The sequence below is a fragment of the Pseudomonas sp. HMSC063H08 genome (genome assembly GCF_001813645.1).
Classification (GTDB): domain Bacteria; phylum Pseudomonadota; class Gammaproteobacteria; order Pseudomonadales; family Pseudomonadaceae; genus Pseudomonas; species Pseudomonas aeruginosa.
In genome coordinates, this window is record NZ_KV813350.1 from 1 (window position 1) to 22,996 (window position 22,996).

Sequence of the window (22,996 nt, forward strand, 5' to 3'; positions counted from 1 at the left end):
TCGCCCTGTTCGATTCGGCCAATGACGAATGGTTGGAGTGGGCGCCGAAGATTCCTCTGAAGGAAACCGCCCGCCGCTGATTGTCGGACCGGCAAAAAGAAACGCCGCTTACCTGGGTAAGCGGCGTTTTCGTTCATGCCTGCCTGCTGGGGAGTGGGTGTCAGTGAGTGCTGAGATGCGCCCGGGTGGTCAGCAGGTACACCGGCAAGCCGGAGATCAGGATCAGCAGCGCGGCGTAGGGTGCGGCGGCAGCGTACTCCAGGTTGGCGGTGTGCACCCAGACCGAGGTGGCCAGGGTCGACAGCCCGGTGGGACCTAGCACCAGGGTGGCGGTCAGTTCCTTCATGGTGTCGAGGAACACCAGCACGAATCCGGCGCCGATGGCCGGCGAGATGATCGGCAGGGTGATCCGCAGGAAGGCCATCAAGGGCGTCTGGCCGAGAGTGCGGGCGGCTTCCTCCAACTGCGGCGAGGCCTTTTCCAGGGCCACGCGGATCGGTGCCTGGGTCAGCGGCATGAACAGCAGGGCATAGGCGACCAGCAGCAAGCCGGTGGTCTGGTAGGTGGCTGGCAGGTAGTGCAGCGAGAAGTACACCAGCGAGAGTGCGATCACCAGTCCCGGCAACGCTTGCAGCAGGTACGGCAGGCGCTGGGTCCAGCGCGCCAGGGCGCCGGGGTAGCGCACCACCAGGATGCTTACCGGCAGCGCCAGCAGGCAACTGAGCAGGGCCCCGCCGAAGGCCAGCGACAGGGAGGAAAGCAGGGTCGAGGCGATTTCCATCAGCGGGAAGCTGGCCGAGGAACCTTCGTACAGCCAATAACCGAGCATCACCAGGGGGATACCGGTACCGACCAGCACCAGCGTCGCCAGCAGCGCCTGGAGCGGCCACTTGCCGAACCCCAGGCGGACCCGTTCGGCCCGCCGCGCGCTGCCCTGGCCGGTGCGTACCAGGCGGCTGCGGCCGCGCATGCGCAACTCCAGCCAGAGCAGCAGGAAGCACAGCGCCAGGAGTACCGAGGAGAGCATCGCCGCGGTGGCGTTGCTGAACTCCAGTTCGAACTCCTGGTAGATGGCTGTGGTGAAGGTCTGGTAGCGCAGGATCGACAGCGCGCCGAACTCCACCAGCATGTGCAGCGCCACCAGTAGCCCGGTGGCGGCCAGGGTCGGGCGCAGCAGCGGCAGGGTGACCCGCAGGAACACCTGGCGCCGCGACAGACCGAGCATCCGCGCTGACTCCTCCAGGGAAGGATCGATGCCGCGCAGGGTCGCCGCTACCGGCAGGTAGACCAGCGGATACTTGGACATGGTCATGACCAGGATGGCGCCGCCGAGGCCTTCGTACATCGGGCTCAGCGAAACCCAGGTGAAACTGCTGACGAAGGCGGGGATGGCGAACGGCAGGCACAGCACCACGTTCCAGAAGCGCCGTGCCGGCAGGTCGCTGCGCTCGACGCACCAGGCCAGGGCCAGGCCGAGCAGGGCGCTGAGCAGGGTCACGCCGAACATCAGCCACAGGGTGTTGCCCAGCAAGCGGAATACGTAGGGGCGCCAGAGCAGTTGCCAGGCGGTGTGCCAGCCGGCGTCCCAGGCCTTGGCCGCGACGTAGAGCAGCGGCAGGCTGGCCAGCAGGGCGAGGAGCAGGACCGGCAGGAACAGCCAGAATGGCGTTCGCCGGCGCGAGCCCGTGCGCAGGCGCACGGGCGTGGAGGCGGCGCCGATCAATTCAGGCCAACGTCGCGTTCGAGGCTGAGGGCCTCGCTGGCCTCACCCAGGTCGGCCGGGGTCAGTTTCGGTGGGTCCAGTTCGGCGAACGGCTTCAGCGCCGGATCGGCCTGCATCCCCTTGCGCATCGGGTACTCGGCGGACTGGCTGAGGATCGCCTTCTGGCCTTCCTCGCTGAGCATGAAGGCGACGAACTGCTGGGCTTCCCTGGGGTGCTTGCTGGACTTGAGCACTGCGGCGCCGGAGACGGTGACCAGCGCGCCCGGGTCCTGGTTGCCGAAGTAGTGCAGGCGCGAGTTCAACTCGCCCTTTTCCTTCTTCAGGGTGTACCAGTAGTAGTTGTTGATCAGCGCCATGTCGACCTCGCCGTTCTCCACGGCTTTCATGGCGGTGACGTTGTTGGTGTAGATCGAGCCGAAGGCCTTCAGGCCGGTCAGCCAATCCTCGGCTTCCTCCTGGCCCTTGAGCTTGATCACGGCGGCGACCTGTTCGAGGAAGGCGCCACTGGTGGGCACGAAGCCGAAACGGCCGGACCAGGACGGATCGGAAAGATCCATCAGGCTCTTCGGCAGATCCTTCTCGTCGATCTTCTTCGGGTTGTAGGCCAGTACCCGGGTGCGGGCGGTGATGCCGATCCAGTCGCCGTTGCCGCCGGCGTGCTCCGGCTCGACCAGGGCCAGGGTCTCTGGCTCCAGCTTGGCCAGCAGGCCGGCGCTGGCCAGGCGGATCAACGGTGGCGATTCCTCGGTGTAGAGCACGTCGGCCGGCGAGCGCGCGCCTTCCTCGGTGATCTGGCTGGCGAGCTGGCCATCGCCGCCCTTGCGGATCTTCACCTGGATGCCGGTCTTGTCCTGGAAGGCCTTGGCGATGGCGATACCGGTGGCGGCGTGCTGGCCATTGTAGAGGGTAAGGGTGACGGGATCGGCCGCCGCATTGAGGGAAAGCGAACCGAGCAGGCACGCCAGGGCGGCGTGGCGGAAACGGTTGAGAAGTCGAACAGGCATGGATTCTCCCCGTGGGTTACAAATGCGAATGTAACCAATTATATCTTCGTGGGAGCTTCGGGCCTATCGGAAAAGTCCACGGCCCTGTCAGGCAGGGCCGTGGCAGACGCTTCACGCCGGTTCGCCGGCTTCCTCCGGTTCGCTGGCTACGCGGGTTTCGCCGCTGGCGGCGGCATCCCGGCGACGGATGTATTTCCAGTCGGCTTCGTCGATATAGATGCCGTTCGGGCCGCTACCGCCTTCCAGGTCGATCGCCACGTGTGCGGAAACCTGCGGCTTCACGCTCGCCAGGATCGGCACGAAGCCCAGTTGCAGGCTGGTCTCCAGCAGCGCGGCCTGGTTGCGCTCGTCGATGTCCGCCGCCTCGTCCAGGTAGTAGGGCAGGCGCACGCGCCCGGCCTGCTCGCGGTCCATCAGGTGCAGCAACAGGTACATGTTGGTCAGCGCCTTGATGGTCATGGTGGTGCCGTTGGAGGCGGCGCCGTCGATGTCGGTGTGCATGATCGGCTGGCCGTTGACCTTGGTGATCTCGAAGGCTAGTTCGAACAGGTCCTTCAGGCCCAACTGGTTGTGGTTGGCGGCGACCAGGCGGGCCAGGTATTCCTTGGCCTCCTCGTTCTTCGCGTCCTGCTCGGCGCTCTGGGTCAGGTCGAACACCGAGAGGTTTTCGCCTTCCTCGTACTGGCCGGCGCTGTGGATGATCTGGTCGATGTGCTTGAGCGCATCCTTGTTCGGCGCGAGGACGATGCGGAAGCTCTGCAGGTTGGAAACCTGGCGCTTGTTGATCTCGCGGTTGAACAGGGCCAACTGGTGTTCCAGGTTGTCGTAGTCGCTGCGGATGTTGCGCAGGGTCCGGGCGATGTCGGTGACCGCCGCGCGGCGCGCCTTGGCCAGCGTCAGGGCCTCGTCCTGGCGATGCGCGTAGGCGTTGATCAACAGCTTCAGGCGGCGCTCGGTGTCGTCTTCGCTATCGAACTTGGCGACGCCCTTCAGGCGCACCTGGGCGTACAGCGCCTCGATCTGCCCGTCGATGCGCTGCAGCGCCTGCCAGGTGTCCTGGTAGTCGTTGAGCAGCGGCAGCAGGTTGTCCAGCGAGTCGTCCACCGGCTCCATGAACGGCGTGCCGAAGGGCAGGTCGGCCGGCAGTAGCTGGCGGCGGCGCAGGGCATCTTCCAGGGTGCGCTCCTTGGCCTCCAGGTCGCCCAGTTGCCGGGCCACCAGTTGCAGGCGCGCGGAGAGTTGCTGGACGCGCTCGGCGAAGGCGTCGCTGGAGCGCTTGAGTTCGTCCTGGGACGCCTCCAGCTGGGCCAGTTCGGCGAGCTTCTCGGGCTCCTCGGCGGTCAGCGTCTGGGTGCGGCGGAAGTCTTCCAGGGCCTTCTGCGCATCCAGCACGTCCTGGTACAGCTTCTCTGCCTGGGCCTTGCTCGCGGCGCGGTCGGCGGCGACGCTCTGCTGGGTCTTGAGCTGCTTCAGCTCCTTCTCCAGGCGCTCCTTCTGGTCGCGCAGGGCGGCGCGGTCGGCCAGGGCCTGCAACGCCGGCGGTTCGATGTGCGACAGGTCGATGCTCAGGCCAGGGGCTTCGAAATGCTCGCCCTTGAAGTGGTCGAGGATGGCTTCGACGCTCTTCACCCAGACGTCGCCGTCATCCAGGTTCACCCCGTTCTCGCCGAGCGGCAGGCTGAACAGCGCGCCGTTGAACAGACGCATCAGGCGTTCCACGTCCTGCTGGCTGAACTCCTCGCGCAGGCGTGCGTAGCTGTTGTTGTCGGCGTGTTCGAGCTGCTGGCGGACGTTCTTCAGGCGTTTTTCCAGGTCGCGCAGGCGCTCTTCCAGGTCTTCGCTGGAGAACTGCCGCGAATGGGCCAGGGCGCCGGCCAGTTCGTCGTGGGCATCCTTGGCGGCGAGCAACTGCTGTTCGAGGACCTTGGCGTCGTCGACCAGGGCGAAGCGGGTCTTGAGTACCGACAGCTCGCCGAGCCAGCGCTGGATGCCGGCGATTTCGCGCTCCAGGCGCATCAGCTCCTGGGTGCCGCCGCGCTGTTCGTTCTGCAGGCCGTCCTGCTCGGCGCGGTATTGCTCGTGCTGGATCAGCAGTTCCTCGCGGCGCGCCCCGGCGTAGTCGTGCCAGGTGCCGAGCAGGCTGTCGAGCAGCGGCGAAAGGCGGTGCATCTTGCCGCGCAGTACGTCGCGCTGGGTCACGCCGTTGGCCAGGGCTTCCACCAGCGGGCCGGCGGCGACCAGCGCCTGGTAGTCCTGCTCCATCCGCCGCACGTCGCGGAACGCCTCCTCGCAGGCGGCGATGTAGTCGACGTTACCCGAGCGCAGGCTGTGCTCGAAGGCGTCGAGGAACAGCTGCTTGAGCTTGGCCGCGGTGATCTCGCGCATGTGCAGCAGGTTGATGAACAGCGAGCGGAAGGTCTTCAGGCTCTGCTCGCTGGTGGAGCGCAGCGGGATCATGGTCAGGTCGAGCGGGATCGACGTGTGCCCGCCGACCAGCAGGCGGCGCAGCTCTTCCGGCTTCACCTCGTAGGCCTTGATGCCTTCGCGCTCGAGGTTGGCGAACAGCTCGCGCTGGCGCAGGCAGGTACCGTTCTTCTGGTAGTGGTCCAGGCTCAGCTCGCCGGCGTAGGCGAAGAACTGGTGGCTGAAGCCGCCGCCCGGGCCGCGCCCGGCCACGCCGATCACGTGCGGACCGTGGGGCAGCATCAGTTCGAGGAGAATGTAGCTGGTGTCCGAGGCGAAGTAGAAGCGCCGCGACTGCTCCATGCTGTACTTGCCGAAGCTCATGTCCGACAGGCGGGCAAGGATCGGGAACTGCAGGGCGTTGATCGAGGCGCTCTTGCCCAGGTTGTTGGCGCCGTAGATCGACAGCGGGTTTTCCAGCGGGAAGATACCCAGGCTGTAGCCGGCGGTATTGAGCAGGGCGAAGCGGCGGATGCCGTAGCGGGTCTGGCTCATGCGTCAGCCTCCTGTTGCGCGTGTTCTTCGGCGATGGCGCGGGCGAGGGCGTCTTCCTCGCTCTCTTCGGACAATTCTTCGTCGCTGGCCATCAGCGGTTCGATCTCGCCGTCATCGACCAGCACCGGCGTCTGCAACGGCAGGTCGGCGTGCAGGCTGGCGGACAGGTTGCGGTCCTGCTGCACCGACAGGCAGACGTCGAGGAAACGGTGCATCGGCGGCATGAAGCGGTACACGCCGCTGTCCTCGGAGGCGAAGCCGAGCTGGGTCAGGCGGCGCATGACTTTCTCTTCCAGTTCTTCCTGGGTCTGCACCTCGGCCTGGAGGAACAGGTCGCGGTATTTCTCCAGCAGCGGCGGCAGCTCTTCGCGGCCGATGCTGCCGCCGTCCAGCACGGACAGCGGGTCGCGGCCCTGGTCGGCGAGGTGTTCGACGAGGATGAAGGTGAACAGCGCCAGGCGTTGTGCGGTCTTGTTCACCTGGGCGCCGACCTGCTCCGGGACGAAGTAGTAGAAGCCGCGGGTGTCGCAGACCAGCTCGAAGCCCATGGCGCGGAACAGGCCGCGGTACTGGTCCTGGTGCGAGGACAGCTGGGTGTACAGCTCGGGGTCGCGGTGGCTGATGTGGTAGCCCTTGAACAGCTCGCGGAAGATCGGCGCGAGCTGGGTCAGTTCGGAGAGATCAAGATGCATGGGTTTCGCTCGCGGAAAGGGTGTCTGCGTCCCTGGCCTGGCCCTTGTCCTTGGCGGCGGGGTTCAGGGCGAAGGAGCAGAGGCTGACGCAATGTTCGGTGGTTTCGTACTCGCGGCGTTGCAGGCGTTCGCGCTGGAAGCGCGCGTCGCGCGACAGCCGGGAGAACCAGTAGAGCAACTCGTCGGTGGCGCCGTCCGGTTCCTGGGCCAGCAGCCATTGCATGAGGTCCGGCAGCGGCAGCGCCGCCTGGCAGCGCTCGATCATTTCCCGCGCGGTCCGCGGTGGTCGCGCCGGCCCGTTGCTCTTGCGCGTGCCGCTGGACTTGGGGAACTGCGCCGGCTTCGGCTCGAAGCGGGCGAGGGCGAAGACGTAGCTCTCGACCTGCGAGGCGGTGCCGAGGAAGGTGCTCTGCGGCCGGGTGAACAGCGGCATCGCCGCCTGCGGCACGGCGTCCAGGCCCTTGCGCCGGATCGCCGCCAGCGCCAGGGCGGCGCCACGGGTCACCGCGTTGTGCCGGCGCGCTTCCTCGCGCAGCGGCAGCAATAATTCGCGGGCGCGGCGCAGGGTCAGCTGGGCGTTGGTCTGCATCTCGAGGATGCGCGCGTGGGTGCGCAGCACCAGGTCGTCGTCGACCAGGTGGCCGAGGCGCTGCTGTTCGCCTAGCAGGCGCAGCAGGACCTGTTCGACCCGCCGCACGCCCTGCTCGAAGGCGCCGTCGGCGCTGACCAGCTGGATCATCGGCTCGACGTACTCGTCCCAGGTCGCCAGGACCTCCGCGTAGCGCTGCGCCAGGGGAATCTGCCGGTCGCTGGTCTTGGCCCGCTCGGCCACGCCGATCAGTGCCTGCTCGTCATTGCCGAGCTTCTTCAGTACATCGCGCACGCGCATGTCGAGCAGTCGCAGCTGGCGCGCCAGGTCCTGGCTGTCGCGGGTCTCGAAGGCGTCCTGGATGTACCCGGCGAGGCGCTCCAGATGGCGCAGGTAGGCCTCGATCTCCAGGCACAGACCAAGGCGATGCTCGTGGCGCAGGTAGGCGAGGAAGTCGTGGATCTGCGCGTTCAGCTCGAAACGGTTGGGGCTCTTGGCCACCGGGACCAGGATATCCAGGCGGATCCACTGGTCGAGCAGGGCGGTGATTTCCGCCGGGTTGCTTTCCGGTAACTGGGTGTTCAACTGGCTGCGCAGTTCCGCCAGGCTCAGGGTGCCGGCATCGAAGCGCTCGCAGAGAGGCTCGAGCAGGGCCCAGTGTTCGGCAAGCGCACGCAGTACGCGTCGGGGGTCGATCATCGGGAGGGCCGGTCCGTGGAAAAAGCGCCGATTGTACTGCAAAGGTACGGGCGACGCAGACGCCGCCGATGAGTGCGATGCAGGCCGTCGACACGTCTGCGGCGCAGGTACGGGCCCGGTATCGGCGGATGGCATCTGGCTATCATCGAGGTGTCGAAAAGCGGCAGTTTATGACTGCGTAAGGACTTTCCTGCCCCGCCTGGTCCGGGGAATGGGGCTTCCAGGGGCTGGCACGCTTTCTGCTGAAGTCCCCTGGCCTGTCTATTCCAAATGAATGCCGACTCTTGAACGACGCCGCCTACGCCGAGGCCCGCTGGGCCGAACTGCAGAACCAGGGTGACCTTGCCTGGGACCTGGATGCCATCACCAACCGCAGCGAGGCGATCGCCTTCCTCAAACGTTTCGAGAACCGCCTGTGCATCTACTCGGCCTATGTCGAGAAGCTCTACAGCAACTACAGCTTCGTGATTCCCGAGAGCGACCATGGCGGCATCACCATCCTGCCCAGCGAGCAGGCCTGGCACGACACCTTCCACGATATCCCGCTGGCCGCGGTGGAGCCCACCGGGATCCATATCCTGCCGGGCGAGACCATGGGCTATCGCGGGCTCTACCTGAAGATTCCCGGCGAGCACCGCCTGGTGGCGTCGAAGGAATTGCCGTTCCAGGAAGGGTTGAAACTGCTGATCCAGCGTTACCAGGCTCACGACGACGTGTTCCTGCCGATCCTGGTCAAGGGCGACCTGCGCGAGTACGAAGCGCGCATGCCCTCGCTGCACCTGCACCGGATCAACCCCGCCCGCCTCAGCGCACACTCCCTGCTCAGCCTCAACGCCATCAAGGGCGCCATTGCCGACCATCTGATCGGCCTGTTCCGCCAGCAGTGAAGGGCTGACGTTACCCCCGTGTGACGATGAGTAACATCCATCCTGGCCGAGCGACCGCTCATCCGCTGCAGCGAGCGCGGCGACCGCGTCGTTCGGCGGTTTTTCTCGACTATGGGTCGGCCCCGATTCGCCCGGGGCTTTCTATAGTGACTACAGGTCGCAGTGTCTCTGCCGTCGGCCACGAGAAGAACAAGAGGTGAGCCCATGTCCCGTCGTCTGCCCTTCCTGCTGCGTTGCGCGCTGTTCTGCGGCGCCGGTCTGCTGGCTGCCACCGCCCAGGCGAGGATGGAGTCGCTGGACGACGACCAGCTTTCCGACGTGGTCGGCCAGGCCTTCATCAACCTCACCACCGACGCCGCCAACGGACTGAACTTCACCCGCATCAACTTCGGCGCCGACATCGAGACCCAACTGAACATGAAGAAGCTGCAGTTGGGCCAGTACAACCGCAGCGGCGAGCTTGCCGGCAGTGCCGACATCGCCATCGACAACTTCGCCCTGGGCACGGTCAACGACGCCACCGGCGCGATCAACCCGTTCCTCATCAGCAATCCCTACATCGAGTTCGCCTACGACGGCAGCAAGATGGTCGGCATCCGTATCGGTTTCGGCGAAGCCAAGGGCTACCTCTCGGGCGATATCAAGACCCTCACCGGCAACGTGCCGGTGGACCTGTACGGCACCGGCAGCCAACTGGGAGGCAGCATTTCCTGCGGCCTGCTGGCCCTCGACTGCCTGGCGGCGAAGACCGCCATCACTCTCACCGGCAGCTCTCAGTACACCGCCCAGGCAGAACTGGTGAACAGCTCCGGCAACCCCGACCCGATCCGCGCTGCCATGATCGGCCTGAAGAACGGCACGGCCCTGGACATGCACGACAGCACCATCATCGGCAGCCTGGTGAACGTCCTGCTGCCCTTCCTGACCTCCAACGACTGCAAGCTGATGGGCGCCCAGACCTGCTTCAACCTGGCCCAGTACCAGTCGTTCCCGATCGGCACCGTGGATCCGAACAATGCGCAGAACTTCATCGACTCGTCGAAAGGCTTCTTCATCTCGATGCAGAGCCAGAACGTCCAGTGGCGCGACCAGCAGGATCCCTCCAAGCTGGTCGCCGCGCTGGCCGGTGCCTTCCTCAACATGTCGCGCAACGCCGATGGAACGGCGCCAATCAAGGTCGACTTCGGTCAGGCCTTCAATGGCATTCCACGGCAGGACACCTGCCTGGGCGGCCTGAACAAGGGCTGCTGAGATGAGTCGCGCCTGCCTGCTCGCGGCCCTGCTGGCCGCCCCCTTCGCCCATGCCGAGATGACAGCGCTCGACGACGAGCAACTGTCGGACGTGCAGGGCGCCGGCATCGGCTTCGTCCTCGACAGCGCCATGGTCGACGGCAACAAGGCCACCATCGCGATCAATGGCGTGACCAACACCGCCACCGGGCAGAACGTGCCGATCACGGTAAAGGAGCTGTACGTCGCCGCCACTGGCAGCAACAAGGGCAGCACCCTGGCGCCGGTGACTCTCGGCCGTCTCAATTTCCCGTTCAAGCTGAATCTGGCCAAGGGTTCGGTGCTGACCACCCAGCTCGACGACGGGCGGGTGGTCAGCACCTTGCCGGACACCGCGGACGTGATCGAACTGGCCTTCCCCAGCCTGGTGAGCGGCGCCGGCGGCCAGCCGTGCATCGCTGGTTACGCCGGTGCCGGCAGCAACTGCTCGAGCCGGGCCAGCGAAAAGGTCGACGCCGGCATCCGCTTCGACTTCGGCGTCACTTCCACGCGCACCGATGTGCTCAACCTGGACTTCTCCGAACTGGCGATGGACGGTTCCTACCTGCGCTTCTGGGGCGCCAACGCGCGCAGCCAACTGGTTGGCGAGATGCGCCTGAACCTCTACGCCAAGACTTTCGAGATCATGTCCTGCGGTGCTGGCTCGCCCAGTTGCGTCAGCGCCGCCGAGCAGGCTGCGCGCACCGTCTACCTGACCAACGCCTATGCCAGCGTCGCGCTTGGCTACGGGAAGTCGCAGCCGTTGCTGTTCTCGGTCACCGCCGACGGCAACTTCACTTTCGAACTGCCCAAGCTGACCCTGGCCAACGCCGCCGACTTCTACGCCAATGCGCCGCGCACCAGCCTGGTGATCGAGAACCTCAACATCGGCGGTACCCGGCCAGGCTACGGGCAGGTACCGACCGGCGGCTACAACATGGGCCGCAACGAGATATCCGGGCTCAGCTTCAACTACCTGAAGGTGACGTCGCACAACCTCTGAGGTGGCGGCGCGAAACGAGGTACGCAGCACATGGCCAAGCAGACTCATCCACTGGCAGGCGGCATCGGCATCCTCGCGGCGCTGGCGCTGCTGTTCAGCGCTTCGGCCGGGGCCGAGTTGCGCTCGCTGGGCGATAGCGATCTGGACGACGTGGTCGGCCAGGCCGGGATCAGCATCAGCGCCTCGCTCAATCTCCAGGAAAATCCTTCGCAGACGCGCTGCGCCGGCGGCTGCGGCGCGCGCCTGGCGATCCAGCCGGCCGGCAGCGGCAACAACTACCTGGTGATCGACGATATCAGCGGCAAGTTCAGCTTCGACGAAGTCACCCTGGACGTGGTGACCATCAAGGACGGCTTCGGCGGCGACGGCGCTGCCTTCAACCGCCCGGTGCTGCGCGTCGGCCTGAAGGACACCAGCTTCCAGGACCTGCGCTTCACCATCGCTGGCGCCAACAAGGCGCGCGGTACCGATTCCGGGCTGGTGCAGACCAACCTGGTCAGCGCACGCATCGACGGCACCCTCAAGCTGCAAGGCAACGTCAACATCTTCACCGTCGCCCCGCGTTGAGGGCGAACCGTCGCATGGCGGGACAAAGCCGCTCCGCCGAGGTCGAAGAACCGCTATCATTGCCTGCCTGAACGCCGGGGGCGAAACCGTCCCCGCGCATCGCCTAATTGCCGGTGCCCGAGATTTGATCGAAGAACAGCGTCGCCGCGCCTTCCTGGGCGCGATGCAGATAACCAGTTGGCTGCCCCGCCAGCCGTTGCCGTTCGCCGCACCCTCGCGGCCGGAGTTGCTGGAGACCCCGCCCCGGGAAGAGCCGGCGGTGCCTGTGCGTGCGCGCGCCGCGATCGATGCGCCGCAGGCCCGCGTCCTGCAAGCCGAGGCGCCGGCCAGCGCGCCGAGCGTGGCTCCCGCCGCGCCCGCGGAAGGCCGGGGGATCCCGATCAGCCTGCCGAAGCCGGGCGCCCCGGCGGCGAAGAAAGCCGAGCCAGTCGCGCCGGTCGAAGAGGCCCCGGCCGAGCCGCCGGCGGTCCAGGCCCCGCCGCCGCGCTTCGCCTTGCAACTGCTACAGGCGGGCTCCTGCACCCTGCTGGTCGAACTGCCCACCGGTGAACCCTTCGCCAGCCGCGATCCGGGTTACCTGCTGCTGCGCGACCTGCTGCGCGCCGCTGGCCTGCCGGACAGCCCGCGGCTGATCGGCGAACCGGTACGCTGGCCGCTGCTGGCGCGCGGCAACCTCGACCAGGGGCCGCAGGCGGCCCTGGAGTTCGTCCAGAGCTTCGTCGCCGCGCGCATGGAGGAGAGCGAGCGCAGCCGCTGCCTGTGGCTGGTCGGCCTGCCGGCGATCCGCTTCGCCGGCGAGGGCGACGAGGGCAGCCTGTTCCGCGAACTGCAGGTGGACGGTCTGGGCGCAACCTGGGCCGTGCCGGGCCTGGAGGCCCTCATGGAAGAACCCGCCCTCAAGGGCGAGCTGTGGCGCGCCATGCGCCGTGTCCGTCAGCGCTGGTCGAGCGAGATTCAATGAGCGATGCGATTTCCTTCCGCCCGATGACCGAGGCGGACCTCGATGCCGTGCTGAAAATCGAATATGCCGCCTTCAGCCACCCATGGACCCGTGGCATCTTCAGCGAAGGCCTGAAGAACTACCATTGCTGGCTGATGTTCGAGGGTAGCCAGCAGGTCGGCCATGGCGTCATCCAGATCATCCTCGACGAGGCGCACCTGCTGAATATCACGGTGAAGCCCGAAAGCCAGGGGCGTGGCCTCGGTCTGCGCCTGCTCGAACACCTGATGCGCGAGGCGGCCGGCCACCAGGCTCGCGAATGCTTCCTCGAAGTGCGCGCTTCCAACCAGGCCGCCTACCGCCTCTACGAACGCTACGGTTTCAACGAGATCGGCCGCCGTCGCGACTACTACCCCGCCGTCGGCGGGCGCGAAGACGCCCTGGTCATGGCCTGCACCCTGTTCGACTGAGGCTTGCTCCGCTTCCCTGCCGGCAACTAGCTATCACTTGGAGTAGCTGGCTGGCCTTCTGGCACCGCCGTACCCTTACCAGCATTCCGATTCTCGCCTGCATACCGCAGGCAGGTCCCTTCATGCGGTAACCCTTCGCGGGAGTGCGAAGTCAGGTCGACAGCGGCCGGTGGCAGGATGCGCAGACTGGAGCCCCCCATGTGCGACACCCTGATCCTTCGCCACCAGGGCCAGACCTGGTTCGCCAAGAACAGCGACCGCGAGCCCGCCGAACCGCAGCGTCTGCTGCGCCTGCCGGCGGTGCGCAACGATCCGGAAGCGCGCTTGCGCACCACCTACCTCGACATTCCCCAGGCCGCCCAGCGACATGCGCTGGTGATCAGCCAGCCGAGCTGGATCTGGGGCGCGGAAATGGGCGTCAATGAGCACGGCGTGGCCATCGGCAACGAAGCGGTGTTCACCAAGCTGACCCGTCAGCGCGGCACCGCGCTGCTCGGCATGGACCTGCTGCGCCTGGGACTGGAGCGCGGCGCCAGCGCCCGCGAGGCGCTAGAGGTGATCACCGGGTTGTTGCAGCGTTACGGCCAGGGCGGCCCGGCCGGCTACCGTGACAAGCGCATCCGCTACGACAACAGCTTTCTCATCGCCGACCCCGGCGAAGCCTGGGTGCTGGAAACCGCCGGCAACCTGTGGGCGGCGAAGAAGGTCGAGCGCTGGGCCATCTCCAACGCCCTGACCCTTGGCCACGAATTCGACCTGTGCAGCCGCGACCTCGAGGACCAGGCACGCCGCCAGGGCTGCTGGGATGGTCGCGGCGACTTCCACTTCGCGCGGGTCTTCGACACCCGCCTGCTACCCTGGGTCGGCGGTGCGCACCGGCGCTGTCGGATCAACCAGCGCTTCCTCGACAGTCTGCCTGGCGAGCCGGACTGGCACGCGCTGTTCGTCGCGCTGCGCCACCATGGCCCGCGCGGGGACCACTTCCGCCGCCACAACAACCGCCAGGTATGCATGCACGCCGGCAGCTTCTGGCGGCCTTCGCAGACCACCGCCAGTCTGGTCGCCCGCTTGCGCGACGACGGCCCGCTACTGGCCGCCACCGGTACTTCGGCGCCGTGCCTGGGACTGTTCCAGCCGCTGTCCTTCGATCCGGCCTCCGGCGCCGCCGTGCTCAGCCAGCCGCGCGAGGCGGTACAGGAATCCCCCTGGTGGCGCTTCGAGGCGGTGCACCGCCGCGCGCTCACCGACCGAGCCTTCCGCCGGCTCCTGCGCAGCGGCCGTGATTGGCTGGAACGGGAACTCTTCGCCGACCTCGCACAGCCCGACTGGCCGCGCCTGGCAGAGGACGCCGCAGCCTGGCACGCCTGTTGGCATGATCAGGTCGCCATGCAGCCGCTGGCGCAGCAGCGCTGGTGGCGTAGTCACGCCGCGCTGTGACGCTTGTCAAACGGGCATCGCCTTCCGTAAGGTGCTGCACCGGTCAAACGAGGGGCATGCCATGAGCGACTTGCAGCAACTGTTCGAGAACAACGTCCGCTGGGCCGAAGCGATCAAGCAGGAAGACCCGGACTTCTTCGCCAAGCTGGCCCGCCAGCAGACCCCCGAGTACCTCTGGATCGGCTGCTCCGACGCGCGGGTGCCGGCCAATGAAATCGTCGGCATGCTGCCCGGCGACCTGTTCGTCCATCGCAACGTCGCCAACGTCGTGCTGCACACCGACCTCAACTGCCTGTCGGTGATCCAGTTCGCCGTCGACGTGCTCAAAGTCAAGCACATCCTGGTCACCGGCCACTACGGCTGCGGCGGCGTGCGCGCCTCCCTGCACAACGACCAGCTCGGCCTGATCGACGGCTGGCTGCGCAGCATTCGCGACCTCGCCTACGAATACCGCGAGCACCTGGAGCAGTTGCCGACCGAGGAGGAGCGCGTCGATCGCCTCTGCGAGCTCAACGTGATCCAGCAGGTGGCCAACGTCAGCCACACCAGCATCGTCCAGAACGCCTGGCACCGCGGCCAGTCGCTGTCCGTGCATGGCTGCATCTACGGGATCAAGGATGGCCTGTGGAAGAACCTCAACGTCACCGTCAGCGGCCTCGACCAGTTGCCGCCGCAGTATCGCTTGAGTCCGCTGGGCGGTTGCTGCTGAGAGAGGCGGAAGCTCTTTCCCACGAGTTCCCCTGTCCCTGGAGGGACAGGGGAACTGTCGAGGACGGGCTTCAGAACTCCACGCTATACGTCAGGCTGTAGGTCCGTCCCCGTCCCTTGTAGTCGAACAGTCCCGCTGGTGCGAGCCCGCCGTAGTAGACCTGGGCGCGTTGTCCCCAGACCGTGGTGTAGTCCTTGTCCAGCAGGTTCTGGATGCCCGCGGTGAGGGTGCCCACCGGCAGCGCCTGGGTGCCGAGCAGGTCGAACAGCGCGTAGCCGTCGATCTTGTTGCCCGCCTCGTCGTTCAGGTTGAAGGTGCGCACGCCCTGCAGGCGCAGGCTGCGCTGATCGTCTTTCCAGCCGACGAAGGCGCCGGCCTTGGACGGGCTGGCCGAGGTCACGTCCTGCTTCAGCCAGCGGCCGTCGACCTTCTCCTGGGAGCGGATGGCCAGGCCGTTGACGCCGACCTGCCAGTGATCGTCCAGCCAGTAGGTAGCCTGGCCCTCCAGGCCGTAGTTGCGCTTCTTGGTGTCCTGCTGCAGCACCGCCAGGGTCTTCGAGTCGTACTTGATGCTCTTGTCCGACCAGGAATAGAACGCCGCCACCTGGGTATCCAGGGCACCGTCGGTGTGCCGCCAGCCCAGCTCGACCTGCTTGGTCTTGATCCCGTCCAGCGGCGAGTCGTTCACGCTGACCCCCTGCAACAGCGGGTAGTGGCCATTGCCGTCGGCTGCGCCGTAGCGTCCGAAACCGTAGTACTTGGCCGGGTCCGGCAGCTCGAAGCCTTCGCTGTAGTTGGCCCAGACCTGTTGTTGCAGGTTCAGCTTGTAGATGGCGCCGACGTTGACCAGGTTGACGTCGTAGTCCTTGCTCCCGCCCGGAACCGCGTCGGCGGTCTTGCCGAGGCCGTTGGCGATGAGGATCTGCTGGTTCGCCGCAACGAAGTCGCTGACGTCGGTGCTCATCGACTGGCGCCGCACGCCGGCGCTCAGGGTCAGGTCGTCGGTGGCCTTCCAACTGCCCTGGAGGAAGAAGGCGCGGCTGTCGGTATCGATGTCCGGGTAGCGGCCCAGCTTGGCCTGTTCACTGGCTACCAGCCCGCCGCTGGCGGCGGCGAGCGGCAGGTTGAAGAGCATCTGGTCGGACGTGAATTTTTCCCGGTCCAAGTCCACCCCGTAGGTCAGGCTGGCGCGCTCCCAGGTCTTCACCAGGGCCAGTTTCATCCCGTAGTAGTCGGTGTCCTGCTGCGAGGCCGAGTAGTAGGAGGTGCCGTAGTTGATCGCGCCGCTATTGCTGTAGCGGATGGTGGGGAAGGGGTTGAAGGCCATCTTCTCGTTGCGGTAGTAGGCCTGCAGGTAGAGGTCGTGACCCAGCACTTCCGGCGCGTGGTAGGTGGCGTTGAACTGATGGCGCTTGCTCTCCGGCTCGCGGTCGAGGTCGACGCCGCCCTTGATCGAATAGGGTGCCCGTCCGCGCAGGGCATCGAAGTTGCGCCCGAGATCGAGGCCGCGGTCGCCGTCGTAGCCGGAGTCGTAGTACTGCAGGCCGAGATCGAGGCTGTGGCCATTGGCGAAAGTGAAGCCAAGGCTGCCCATCAGGTCCACCGACCTGTTGTACTGCAGGTCGGTCTGGGTGATGTCCGTCAGTACCTGGTCGCCACTGCCGTCGTAGGCCGCGCCGTTCTTCTGGTAGGCGATGGCCAGGCGGCCGTTGAACAGGTCGTTGCCGCCGCTGATCGACTGCGCCGCGCGCAGGTCGTGATCCTCGTGGCTCTGGAAGCCGCTGCGGGCGCCAAGCTCGGTGTTGAAGCGAGTGTCGCCGCCGACGCCCTTCTTGGTCACGATGTTGATGATCCCGCCGGTGGCGCCGCCGCCGTACACCGCGCTGGCGCCGGACATCACCTCGATGCGCTCGATGTTGAATGGGTCGATGGAGTCGAACTGCCGGCTGATGCCCCGCGAACTGTTCAGCGACACCCCGTCGATCATCACCAGCACGCTGCGTCCGCGCAGGTTCTGCCCGTTGTTGGTACGACCCTGGGAGCCGATATCCAGGCCCGGGATCAATTGTCCCAACGCCTCCTTCAGCGGCACGCCGGCCTGGGTCTGCTGGTCCAGTTGCTCGCGCTCGATCACCCAGACCGTGCCGGGCAACTCGCTGATGCTGGTCGGCGCGCGCGAGCCGATCACCACCATTTGCTGCTCCACCGGATCGGCAGCCAGCGCAGGAGCGGAAAACGAAGCGAAGAGGGACAGGGAAAGCGCCAGGGGAGCCGGGCGCGAAGGGATGGAGCGGGGCATGAGGAGATGTCCGAGTTGCTGTTGTTTTGATGGGCGGCAAAGCTAAACAAATCGATAATGATTATCAAATGATTCGAACTGTTTCAATGAGGCATGCCTGGCTTCCAAAGCAAGATGAAATGCCTGACACGGGGCGCTGCGCATGGCGTGGCCCTACAGCGGATCCTCGGGCATTCCTCGATGACGATGCGGTATGCGCACCTAACGCCGGAGCACTTGGAATCGGCGATGCGCTTTTCTCCGATTACTCAGTCTGGCTACAAATTGACCACATGAGGATCTGTGGTAATCTGTAGTGAAGTTAACGCTTAACGTTAAGGGTTAATGAATGATTCTGACCTTTCGCTGCGACGAGACTCGTCAGCTTTTTGAGACGGGTCTTTCGAGGCGGTGGGGAGCGATCCTCACAGTCGCTACGCGTAAGCTCGCAATGCTTCATGCGGCTACGGAGCTTCGAGACTTGCGCTCTCCACCTGGAAACCGGTTGGAGCCGTTGCAGGGAAAGCGGGCGGGCCAACATAGCATCAGGATCAATGACCAGTGGCGTGTCTGTTTCGTCTGGACGGATGCGGGTCCCGAAGAAGTCGAAATAGTTGATTACCACTGAGGAGGTGGACCATGGCTACCAATGGTATGCGCCCCATCCATCCTGGGGAAATATTACGCGATGAGTTTCTGATGGAGTTGGATATCTCTCCAGCTGCCCTAGCACGCGCTTTGAAAGTCTCCGCTCCGACAGTGAACGATATCGTTCGTGAGCAGCGTGGTATCTCCGCAGATATGGCGATTCGTCTGGGGCGTTACTTTGATACGTCCGCTCAGTTCTGGATGAATCTCCAGAGTGAGTACTCGTTAGCAACTGCTTATGCGGCGAATGGCGAGCAGATCGAACATGAGATTGAGCCGCTGCTTGCTCACGGATAGTGGTGACGTGGATCGGAGAGCCCCGCAGATGCGGGGCTTTTTTATGCGAACCGTAAATCGGTAAAGGGGGGCGTAGACGGTTTGTAGTCGGTTTGTAGTCTGCCGACCAAAACAAAAAGGGGTTAGCTTACGCTAACCCCTTGAAAAATATGGTGGCTACACCGGGACTTGAACCTGGGACATCAGCATTATGAATCCGCTACGAGCCGCCCGACTGAGCCAGAAAGCCCCATAAATCGGGCTTTCCAGCCCTCCCCTACGCTGGCTAGACCAGTCCCTTCCAGAAAATTCGACCAATGTAGTCACCTCAAGCTCTTTACCTAAGCCCGCCTATCGGGGTAGCTTTCGTAATGGCGTTTTGCCAAGGGCAATCACTTTTAAGTTAACTCCCCTTAGCTTTACTCACTTTCTAGGCTGCATCCATAGAAGGAACTTTGGAATAATGAATAGCGACCTTTTCTTTGAATCTAACTCAGGCATTGATGGCTTTCTGGGTTACATAAAATATGATGGTAAAGGATTAGAGCGGGGGATCATGGATGCCCGTAAACAAGCAGACGCCTTGCTAGGCATGGATCATGCGCTCCGACACTTCATTATCAAATTAAACCCCGCGTTCAAAGGGATTGATTTTGAAATTCCTGTAAAAGTCAGAGAAGGCTCTTGGGAAGCATTGATTCCTGAAACTGTCTCTGGCTGGGTTCAGGCCAGCTTAGGAATAGCAGCAACTGCATATTTGACTCAAGCTGCTCAAAAGATGGCAGAACGCGATTTCGATGAATTTGGCGTGAGGGATATCTTTAGCAAAGCCCTGTCAGCAATAAAATGGTTCGCTCGCCTTGGAAAGCATCTTGGCCGCATTGAAACCAAACCATTTGAAGACGTTAAATTTGCCGACAATAACAATTCAATCGGAATAAGGAATGATGCCGGCGAATACCTTTATATCCCCAAATACGTCCTTGATCTATACATCCAAAGCGATCCAAAAATTCTTGAAGGGTTAGTTTCTTTGGTAATAGAAGGTAGAAGTCTAAAAATCGGGGATATCAACGGCACCATTATTGACGAAGTAACCATCACCGAAGATGACAAATATATTTTTTGTGATGAAGAAAATGAGGATCCCGACGAGCCTCTTTTCCCAGAACTTCGTCACGGGGAAAACGTTGTTCTAGAGGGAGAGGTTACCAGAGAGAACAAAACATCAAACTCAATGGGCTTTAAGTATCTTGACCACATCTTAACTGCCTATCCAGAAACAGGCAGCATCGTTCGATATAAGCCACTGCTATTCCTTCGTTGCAGACTCTTTGGCACAGTAGATCGTACAGATGAAAAAGGAAGAACCACAGCTAAAAGACCAAAGCTTTATTTCTCACATCTGGAGGCTCTTGAAACTGAAGAAAGCAACGACTTATTTAGCGGAATTTAAATAATTCAAAACCCTGCACATTAAAAATATCTAAATCCGGCCAACACATCTTATGCATAGGCTAGCCGGCTCCCCTATCATTGCTATATAGGTACATAAACTCGTCCCCTCGCCACGCAAACACCGTTCTTTACTGCGTAACACTCTACAAAATGATCCCCATCGAAATTTGAGGTTTCGGTTATTTGTCTAGCCCCACTATCAATCACGATATTACCTCTTTGCATTTTTCTTTTAACTGCCTCACGGCCTGTATTTCTAACTTTCCAATATATCTTGTAAGGCGGCTCAACATTATCGCTAACTATATAGAAAGTTAATTTCTTCTCCTTGGGCAACCTATAGTCAATAACCCTTGACATCAACGCCCTCAAGCTTTCACCTACACTTTCTACCGAATAATCTATTTTTAGACTGTATTTTATGTCTAGAGAAAACTTCTCATTAATAAATTCTTCTTTATATGCCTGCTGGCGTTCTTCCTCATTTTCAACATCGGGAAAATGAACGCCAAACACTGTCTTCCACCGTTCATGCGCTACGGCTTCATCTTCAAGTGCCTCAGTGCACCTGCGTAGAGCTTTCTTCGCTTTGGCATGGAAGTTTCCAGTTTTATATACTCTTGATTTACTTCCAGGAGCTAGCCAATACTCTTGATCTTCATCTTGATCAACAAGAAATGCAAAGAAATCTTTTACCAAATTCTTGTAATGTTTATACGTTGCGTCATCATAATCATCTGTCTGCTTGAAAAAGTTATGACACAACGTATCAATCAACATCCCCTTCATTGCAACGCCATGGTCATTTTTCCAAGCTCTGACCATTTTACAAAGCCGCTTCAAGTTGCTATTGGTAGACTTGTGCAACTCATCAACTTCTTCAATTTCAGCAATTGGATTGCAGTCCTCCCAGCTCCCCCCATCATTTGCATCAGGGTATGTATAGCTTCCATCCTCATTCTCAAACGCGGGCAAAACCTCTACGACATAAGTACCAAAGTCAACCGAAACTACTTGCTGCTGCGCCCGAACAGTTTTATTCGGATACAAGTCGGACAATTCTTTCCTAATCTCACCAAGCAACGCAGACTGTTTGTTGTTAGCATAATTATTAAATCTATGGTAAACATCCCATGGCAAGAGAAAAGCCATATCCAAATCGCTTACACCGTCAACCGCAGTCCTTCTCCCATAGGATCCCACCTGCCTACAATGTAAAAATTCCGACTCCGAGTCATAATATTTCTCATTGAGCTTCTTGGTAATCTTTTTGTAGCTCACGCTGATCTCGTCAGCATTTTTTACTGCCAAGTTAGAGCGAAAAACGCTAAATAGATCAGCACTCATAACAGACATCCTGCCTTCATATATTTATATGCAATCAGACCAATAAATGCTGCCAGTACAAAAAGATAAACAGACATAGGTATCTTGTCGCGATAAAAGCTAAAAGGTCTATCTTCTTCTATCCAGTCAGTCTGCTGTTCCCAAAAAAACTTCTTATGAGCAAGCCATCCTGCTGAAAAAATATGTTTACTCATGCAAAGAGCATGAATTTCACTTGATAATCTGTCAAACTCAGCCTCAGCTGCAACCAATTCCTCTGGACTAGCAACCTTAACTTTCGCATGAAGTTTTTTTAGCTTATCATAAATTAATGCTAACTTACGTCCAGCCTCAAAATACTCTGATTTTTTATCATTATAAAAATTGATATATAGAGTCGTTACCCCTATCGCAACCATTGATGCAGATATTATCTTCGATTCAAAATCTGGGACTACAAGAGCAAAAATCCCTATAACCGTAGTCAACAGCCCCACCCAGCCCGGCACTTTTTCTACAATATCAAATGTAGAGAAATGAAGCTTTGCACAGTATCCTGCGTCATACCCTCTCTCAGCAATCATCTTAAGCAATGTTGCTTTTTCCATATTCCCACCCTCAATGGCTGTATATTTAGAGCCTATGTCTTTTTGTTTAGCTACTTTCCAATTAACTATGCAAAAGGCTTTTGCTAATTATACCTACCACTCCTTAGTTCTAATCCCCTCAATGCATTCCTTCACATCATCATCAATGACGTTCCCAGGCTTGATGCATTCCTTCATGGTGCGACGAACCCCGCGATTGGCTTCGCGTTCTCGTTGATCTTGGGCTTTGAGGTTGGCTCGGGCGGCTTCGCCCATGGGGCCTTTTGATCCGGCGAACAGTTCGTTCACTAGCTTCTGCATGCCTTTGCCATAGGCTTCGGCGGCAGGCCGGATGGCGTCACCCACTTGGGTGGCAATGGACTTGGATTCTTCTGTGAGTGCAGGGCTTGCGGCTAGGGCTAGGGCTAGGGCCAGCAGCATCCTTTTCATTGGTCTTCTCCATTCCTTCGGGCGTACCAGCGCCTAGCTACTTCCTGTGTGATCGCTATCCCGCGTTTGGATTGGCCAAGTTTCGGTTGGCCTCATCGTAGTCGGGACTAGTCTGGCCATTCTCTGGTATCACTTCGCCAGTAAGCAACCACCACCTATAGCTAGGGTAGAGCTTCCCTAGTATCTCGATTTCATCCGCACCTACACGTGCTCTCCCTCGCTTGATGTTCACCCAGCGTGGGTAGTCGGTATCACCCGCCTTTGAAAGCTCGACCAAGCTTGCAGCGTTGATCAGTTGAAGGGCTCTATCAGACAGCTTGTTCGTCATTATAAATACTCATGGCATGCCATATGTACAATTTTGTGAATTGCCTTTATGGTTTGTACATATGGCAAATTCATACGATTTGCCGTAATTGGTGAAACATAAGGTACAGCTATGGAAGAGTCTGGAATAGTGGGGTTCACCGTTACAGGTGCTGTAGAAAAGGTCACGGACTTCCGCACCGCGCCGTTCTGCTCGCAGGCGGTCTTCGCGCAGATGCTGGGTCTGGAAGACATCACGGAAGACGTGGTGCGGGGCTGGGTGGAAACCAAGACGATCCCGACTGCCAAGATTGGCCGTCGCCGCGTGGTGAACCTGCACCGTATTCGCCGTGACCTCGACCGGGGCAAATCGATCTTCTGCCAGGGTGATTACGATGCCGAGTGATCGCCCAGTGCCGATGGAAACCTTCCAGTTCTGCTTCGCGGGCATTGTCGGCGGCGTCTCCGGCAGGGTTGTGTCCTGGGGCGGCCTGACTGTCGATATCGACCGGATAGAGAACGCTTGGCTTCGTCGAGCGATTGAAGACTATCGCTGTGGTCGTAGGGGGCAGAAATGAGCCATGGCCGCCAGTCCCTACTACCTGCGCCAAACCCACGCCCCGGACTGCGCCTGCTCTGTGTGCTGGTCCGCAAGGCAGGCCATCCCATTGCACAACCCGTCGCCGTGTCCGGACTGCCGGCCCCCTGGGCTGCCCTATC

23 protein-coding genes and 1 pseudogene are annotated in these 22,996 nt (G+C 61.6%); 15 read left to right on the forward strand and 9 right to left on the reverse strand.

The features are described from left to right. Nucleotides 1-80 (forward strand): hypothetical protein (locus tag HMPREF2924_RS36880; RefSeq protein ID WP_371855929.1); only part of this gene is annotated, 80 nt, incomplete at its 5' end. An 80-nt stretch (nucleotides 81-160) separates the two neighbouring features. Here the strand turns inward: HMPREF2924_RS36880 and HMPREF2924_RS03770 are convergent. The 5 genes from HMPREF2924_RS03770 to mksB all read right to left on the reverse strand — a co-directional run bounded on the left by HMPREF2924_RS03770 (nucleotide 161) and on the right by mksB (nucleotide 7,665). Beyond that, nucleotides 161-1,699, reverse strand: a complete 1,539-nt coding sequence (locus HMPREF2924_RS03770; RefSeq protein ID WP_003133789.1) for an ABC transporter permease — start codon at nucleotides 1,697-1,699, stop codon at nucleotides 161-163. Between the two features lie 20 nt (nucleotides 1,700-1,719). After that, nucleotides 1,720-2,727, reverse strand: a complete 1,008-nt coding sequence (locus HMPREF2924_RS03775) for an iron ABC transporter substrate-binding protein (RefSeq protein ID WP_003095046.1) — start codon at nucleotides 2,725-2,727, stop codon at nucleotides 1,720-1,722. Between the two features lie 111 nt (nucleotides 2,728-2,838). Further along, on the reverse strand, nucleotides 2,839-5,685 hold the full coding sequence (gene mksF, locus HMPREF2924_RS03780) for an Mks condensin complex protein MksF (protein WP_003133787.1): 2,847 nt from the start codon (nucleotides 5,683-5,685) through the stop codon (nucleotides 2,839-2,841). After that, nucleotides 5,682-6,377, reverse strand: a complete 696-nt coding sequence (mksE, locus tag HMPREF2924_RS03785; RefSeq protein ID WP_003095041.1) for an Mks condensin complex protein MksE — start codon at nucleotides 6,375-6,377, stop codon at nucleotides 5,682-5,684. The genes mksF and mksE overlap by 4 nt, the downstream gene beginning before the upstream one ends. Then, nucleotides 6,367-7,665, reverse strand: a complete 1,299-nt coding sequence (gene mksB, locus HMPREF2924_RS03790; RefSeq protein ID WP_003095037.1) for an Mks condensin complex protein MksB — start codon at nucleotides 7,663-7,665, stop codon at nucleotides 6,367-6,369. The genes mksE and mksB overlap by 11 nt, the downstream gene beginning before the upstream one ends. Before the next feature lie 284 nt (nucleotides 7,666-7,949). Between mksB and HMPREF2924_RS03795 the strand changes: the two genes are divergently transcribed. The 8 genes from HMPREF2924_RS03795 (at nucleotide 7,950) to can (ending at nucleotide 14,947) form a co-directional block, all read left to right on the forward strand. Continuing rightward, nucleotides 7,950-8,552 carry a hypothetical protein gene (locus tag HMPREF2924_RS03795; protein ID WP_003095035.1) on the forward strand — a complete coding sequence of 201 codons (603 nt, stop codon included), beginning with the start codon at nucleotides 7,950-7,952 and terminating at the stop codon, nucleotides 8,550-8,552. A gap of 204 nt (nucleotides 8,553-8,756) precedes the next feature. Further along, nucleotides 8,757-9,803: a DUF6160 family protein gene (locus tag HMPREF2924_RS03800; protein WP_003095033.1), complete on the forward strand. Its 1,047-nt coding sequence runs from the start codon at nucleotides 8,757-8,759 to the stop codon at nucleotides 9,801-9,803. 1 nt (nucleotide 9,804) lies between these two features. Next, the gene (locus tag HMPREF2924_RS03805) at nucleotides 9,805-10,824 is read left to right on the forward strand and encodes a hypothetical protein (RefSeq protein WP_003095031.1); all 1,020 of its coding nucleotides are present in this window, start codon (nucleotides 9,805-9,807) and stop codon (nucleotides 10,822-10,824) included. 30 nt (nucleotides 10,825-10,854) lie between these two features. Continuing rightward, nucleotides 10,855-11,391 (forward strand): DUF6160 family protein, encoded by a 537-nt coding sequence (locus HMPREF2924_RS03810; protein WP_003133784.1) that lies wholly within the window; start codon nucleotides 10,855-10,857, stop codon nucleotides 11,389-11,391. Between the two features lie 259 nt (nucleotides 11,392-11,650). Next, nucleotides 11,651-12,352: a hypothetical protein gene (locus tag HMPREF2924_RS03815; RefSeq protein WP_003133781.1), complete on the forward strand. Its 702-nt coding sequence runs from the start codon at nucleotides 11,651-11,653 to the stop codon at nucleotides 12,350-12,352. After that, entirely contained in the window at nucleotides 12,349-12,801 is a 453-nt protein-coding gene (rimI, locus tag HMPREF2924_RS03820) for a ribosomal protein S18-alanine N-acetyltransferase (protein WP_003095025.1), read from the forward strand. The genes HMPREF2924_RS03815 and rimI overlap by 4 nt, the downstream gene beginning before the upstream one ends. Before the next feature lie 198 nt (nucleotides 12,802-12,999). Continuing rightward, nucleotides 13,000-14,238, forward strand: coding sequence for a C69 family dipeptidase (locus tag HMPREF2924_RS03825; RefSeq protein ID WP_003095023.1), 1,239 nt, complete (start codon nucleotides 13,000-13,002; stop codon nucleotides 14,236-14,238). 61 nt (nucleotides 14,239-14,299) lie between these two features. Further along, nucleotides 14,300-14,947, forward strand: coding sequence for a carbonate dehydratase (gene can, locus HMPREF2924_RS03830; protein WP_003095021.1), 648 nt, complete (start codon nucleotides 14,300-14,302; stop codon nucleotides 14,945-14,947). A gap of 70 nt (nucleotides 14,948-15,017) precedes the next feature. Here can and HMPREF2924_RS03835 read toward each other — a convergent pair whose 3' ends face one another. Further along, a complete protein-coding gene (locus HMPREF2924_RS03835; protein WP_003133778.1) occupies nucleotides 15,018-17,246 on the reverse strand; it encodes a TonB-dependent receptor in 2,229 nt (742 codons plus the stop codon). A gap of 150 nt (nucleotides 17,247-17,396) precedes the next feature. On the opposite strand from HMPREF2924_RS03835, the pseudogene HMPREF2924_RS36295 reads away from it, so the two are divergent. The 4 genes and pseudogenes from HMPREF2924_RS36295 to HMPREF2924_RS33860 form a co-directional block, all read left to right on the forward strand. Next, nucleotides 17,397-17,522, forward strand: a pseudogene (locus HMPREF2924_RS36295) (integrase); the annotation flags it as partial. Between the two features lie 52 nt (nucleotides 17,523-17,574). Continuing rightward, entirely contained in the window at nucleotides 17,575-17,853 is a 279-nt protein-coding gene (locus tag HMPREF2924_RS33855; RefSeq protein WP_003113526.1) for a type II toxin-antitoxin system RelE/ParE family toxin, read from the forward strand. 11 nt (nucleotides 17,854-17,864) lie between these two features. Then, complete coding sequence (locus HMPREF2924_RS03840) at nucleotides 17,865-18,170, forward strand: HigA family addiction module antitoxin (protein ID WP_003133769.1); 306 nt, start codon at nucleotides 17,865-17,867, stop codon at nucleotides 18,168-18,170. Between the two features lie 442 nt (nucleotides 18,171-18,612). After that, a complete protein-coding gene (locus tag HMPREF2924_RS33860) occupies nucleotides 18,613-19,605 on the forward strand; it encodes a hypothetical protein (RefSeq protein WP_003133766.1) in 993 nt (330 codons plus the stop codon). Nucleotides 19,606-19,688: 83 nt separating this feature from the next. On the opposite strand, the gene HMPREF2924_RS33865 is transcribed toward HMPREF2924_RS33860, so the two are convergent. From HMPREF2924_RS33865 to HMPREF2924_RS03845, 3 genes are all read right to left on the reverse strand, one after another. Next, on the reverse strand, nucleotides 19,689-20,954 hold the full coding sequence (locus tag HMPREF2924_RS33865) for an SMODS domain-containing nucleotidyltransferase (RefSeq protein ID WP_023094906.1): 1,266 nt from the start codon (nucleotides 20,952-20,954) through the stop codon (nucleotides 19,689-19,691). Then, complete coding sequence (locus HMPREF2924_RS35380; protein WP_071536478.1) at nucleotides 20,951-21,541, reverse strand: SLATT domain-containing protein; 591 nt, start codon at nucleotides 21,539-21,541, stop codon at nucleotides 20,951-20,953. The genes HMPREF2924_RS33865 and HMPREF2924_RS35380 overlap by 4 nt, the downstream gene beginning before the upstream one ends. A gap of 93 nt (nucleotides 21,542-21,634) precedes the next feature. Beyond that, nucleotides 21,635-21,970 (reverse strand): hypothetical protein, encoded by a 336-nt coding sequence (locus tag HMPREF2924_RS03845; protein ID WP_023094905.1) that lies wholly within the window; start codon nucleotides 21,968-21,970, stop codon nucleotides 21,635-21,637. A 439-nt stretch (nucleotides 21,971-22,409) separates the two neighbouring features. Here HMPREF2924_RS03845 and HMPREF2924_RS03850 point away from each other — a divergent pair, with 439 nt between their 5' ends. After that, entirely contained in the window at nucleotides 22,410-22,682 is a 273-nt protein-coding gene (locus HMPREF2924_RS03850) for a MerR family transcriptional regulator (RefSeq protein ID WP_004352675.1), read from the forward strand. A gap of 175 nt (nucleotides 22,683-22,857) precedes the next feature. Beyond that, on the forward strand, nucleotides 22,858-22,996 hold a 139-nt coding region (locus tag HMPREF2924_RS35785), incomplete at its 3' end, for a lysogeny maintenance protein PflM (RefSeq protein ID WP_168172949.1).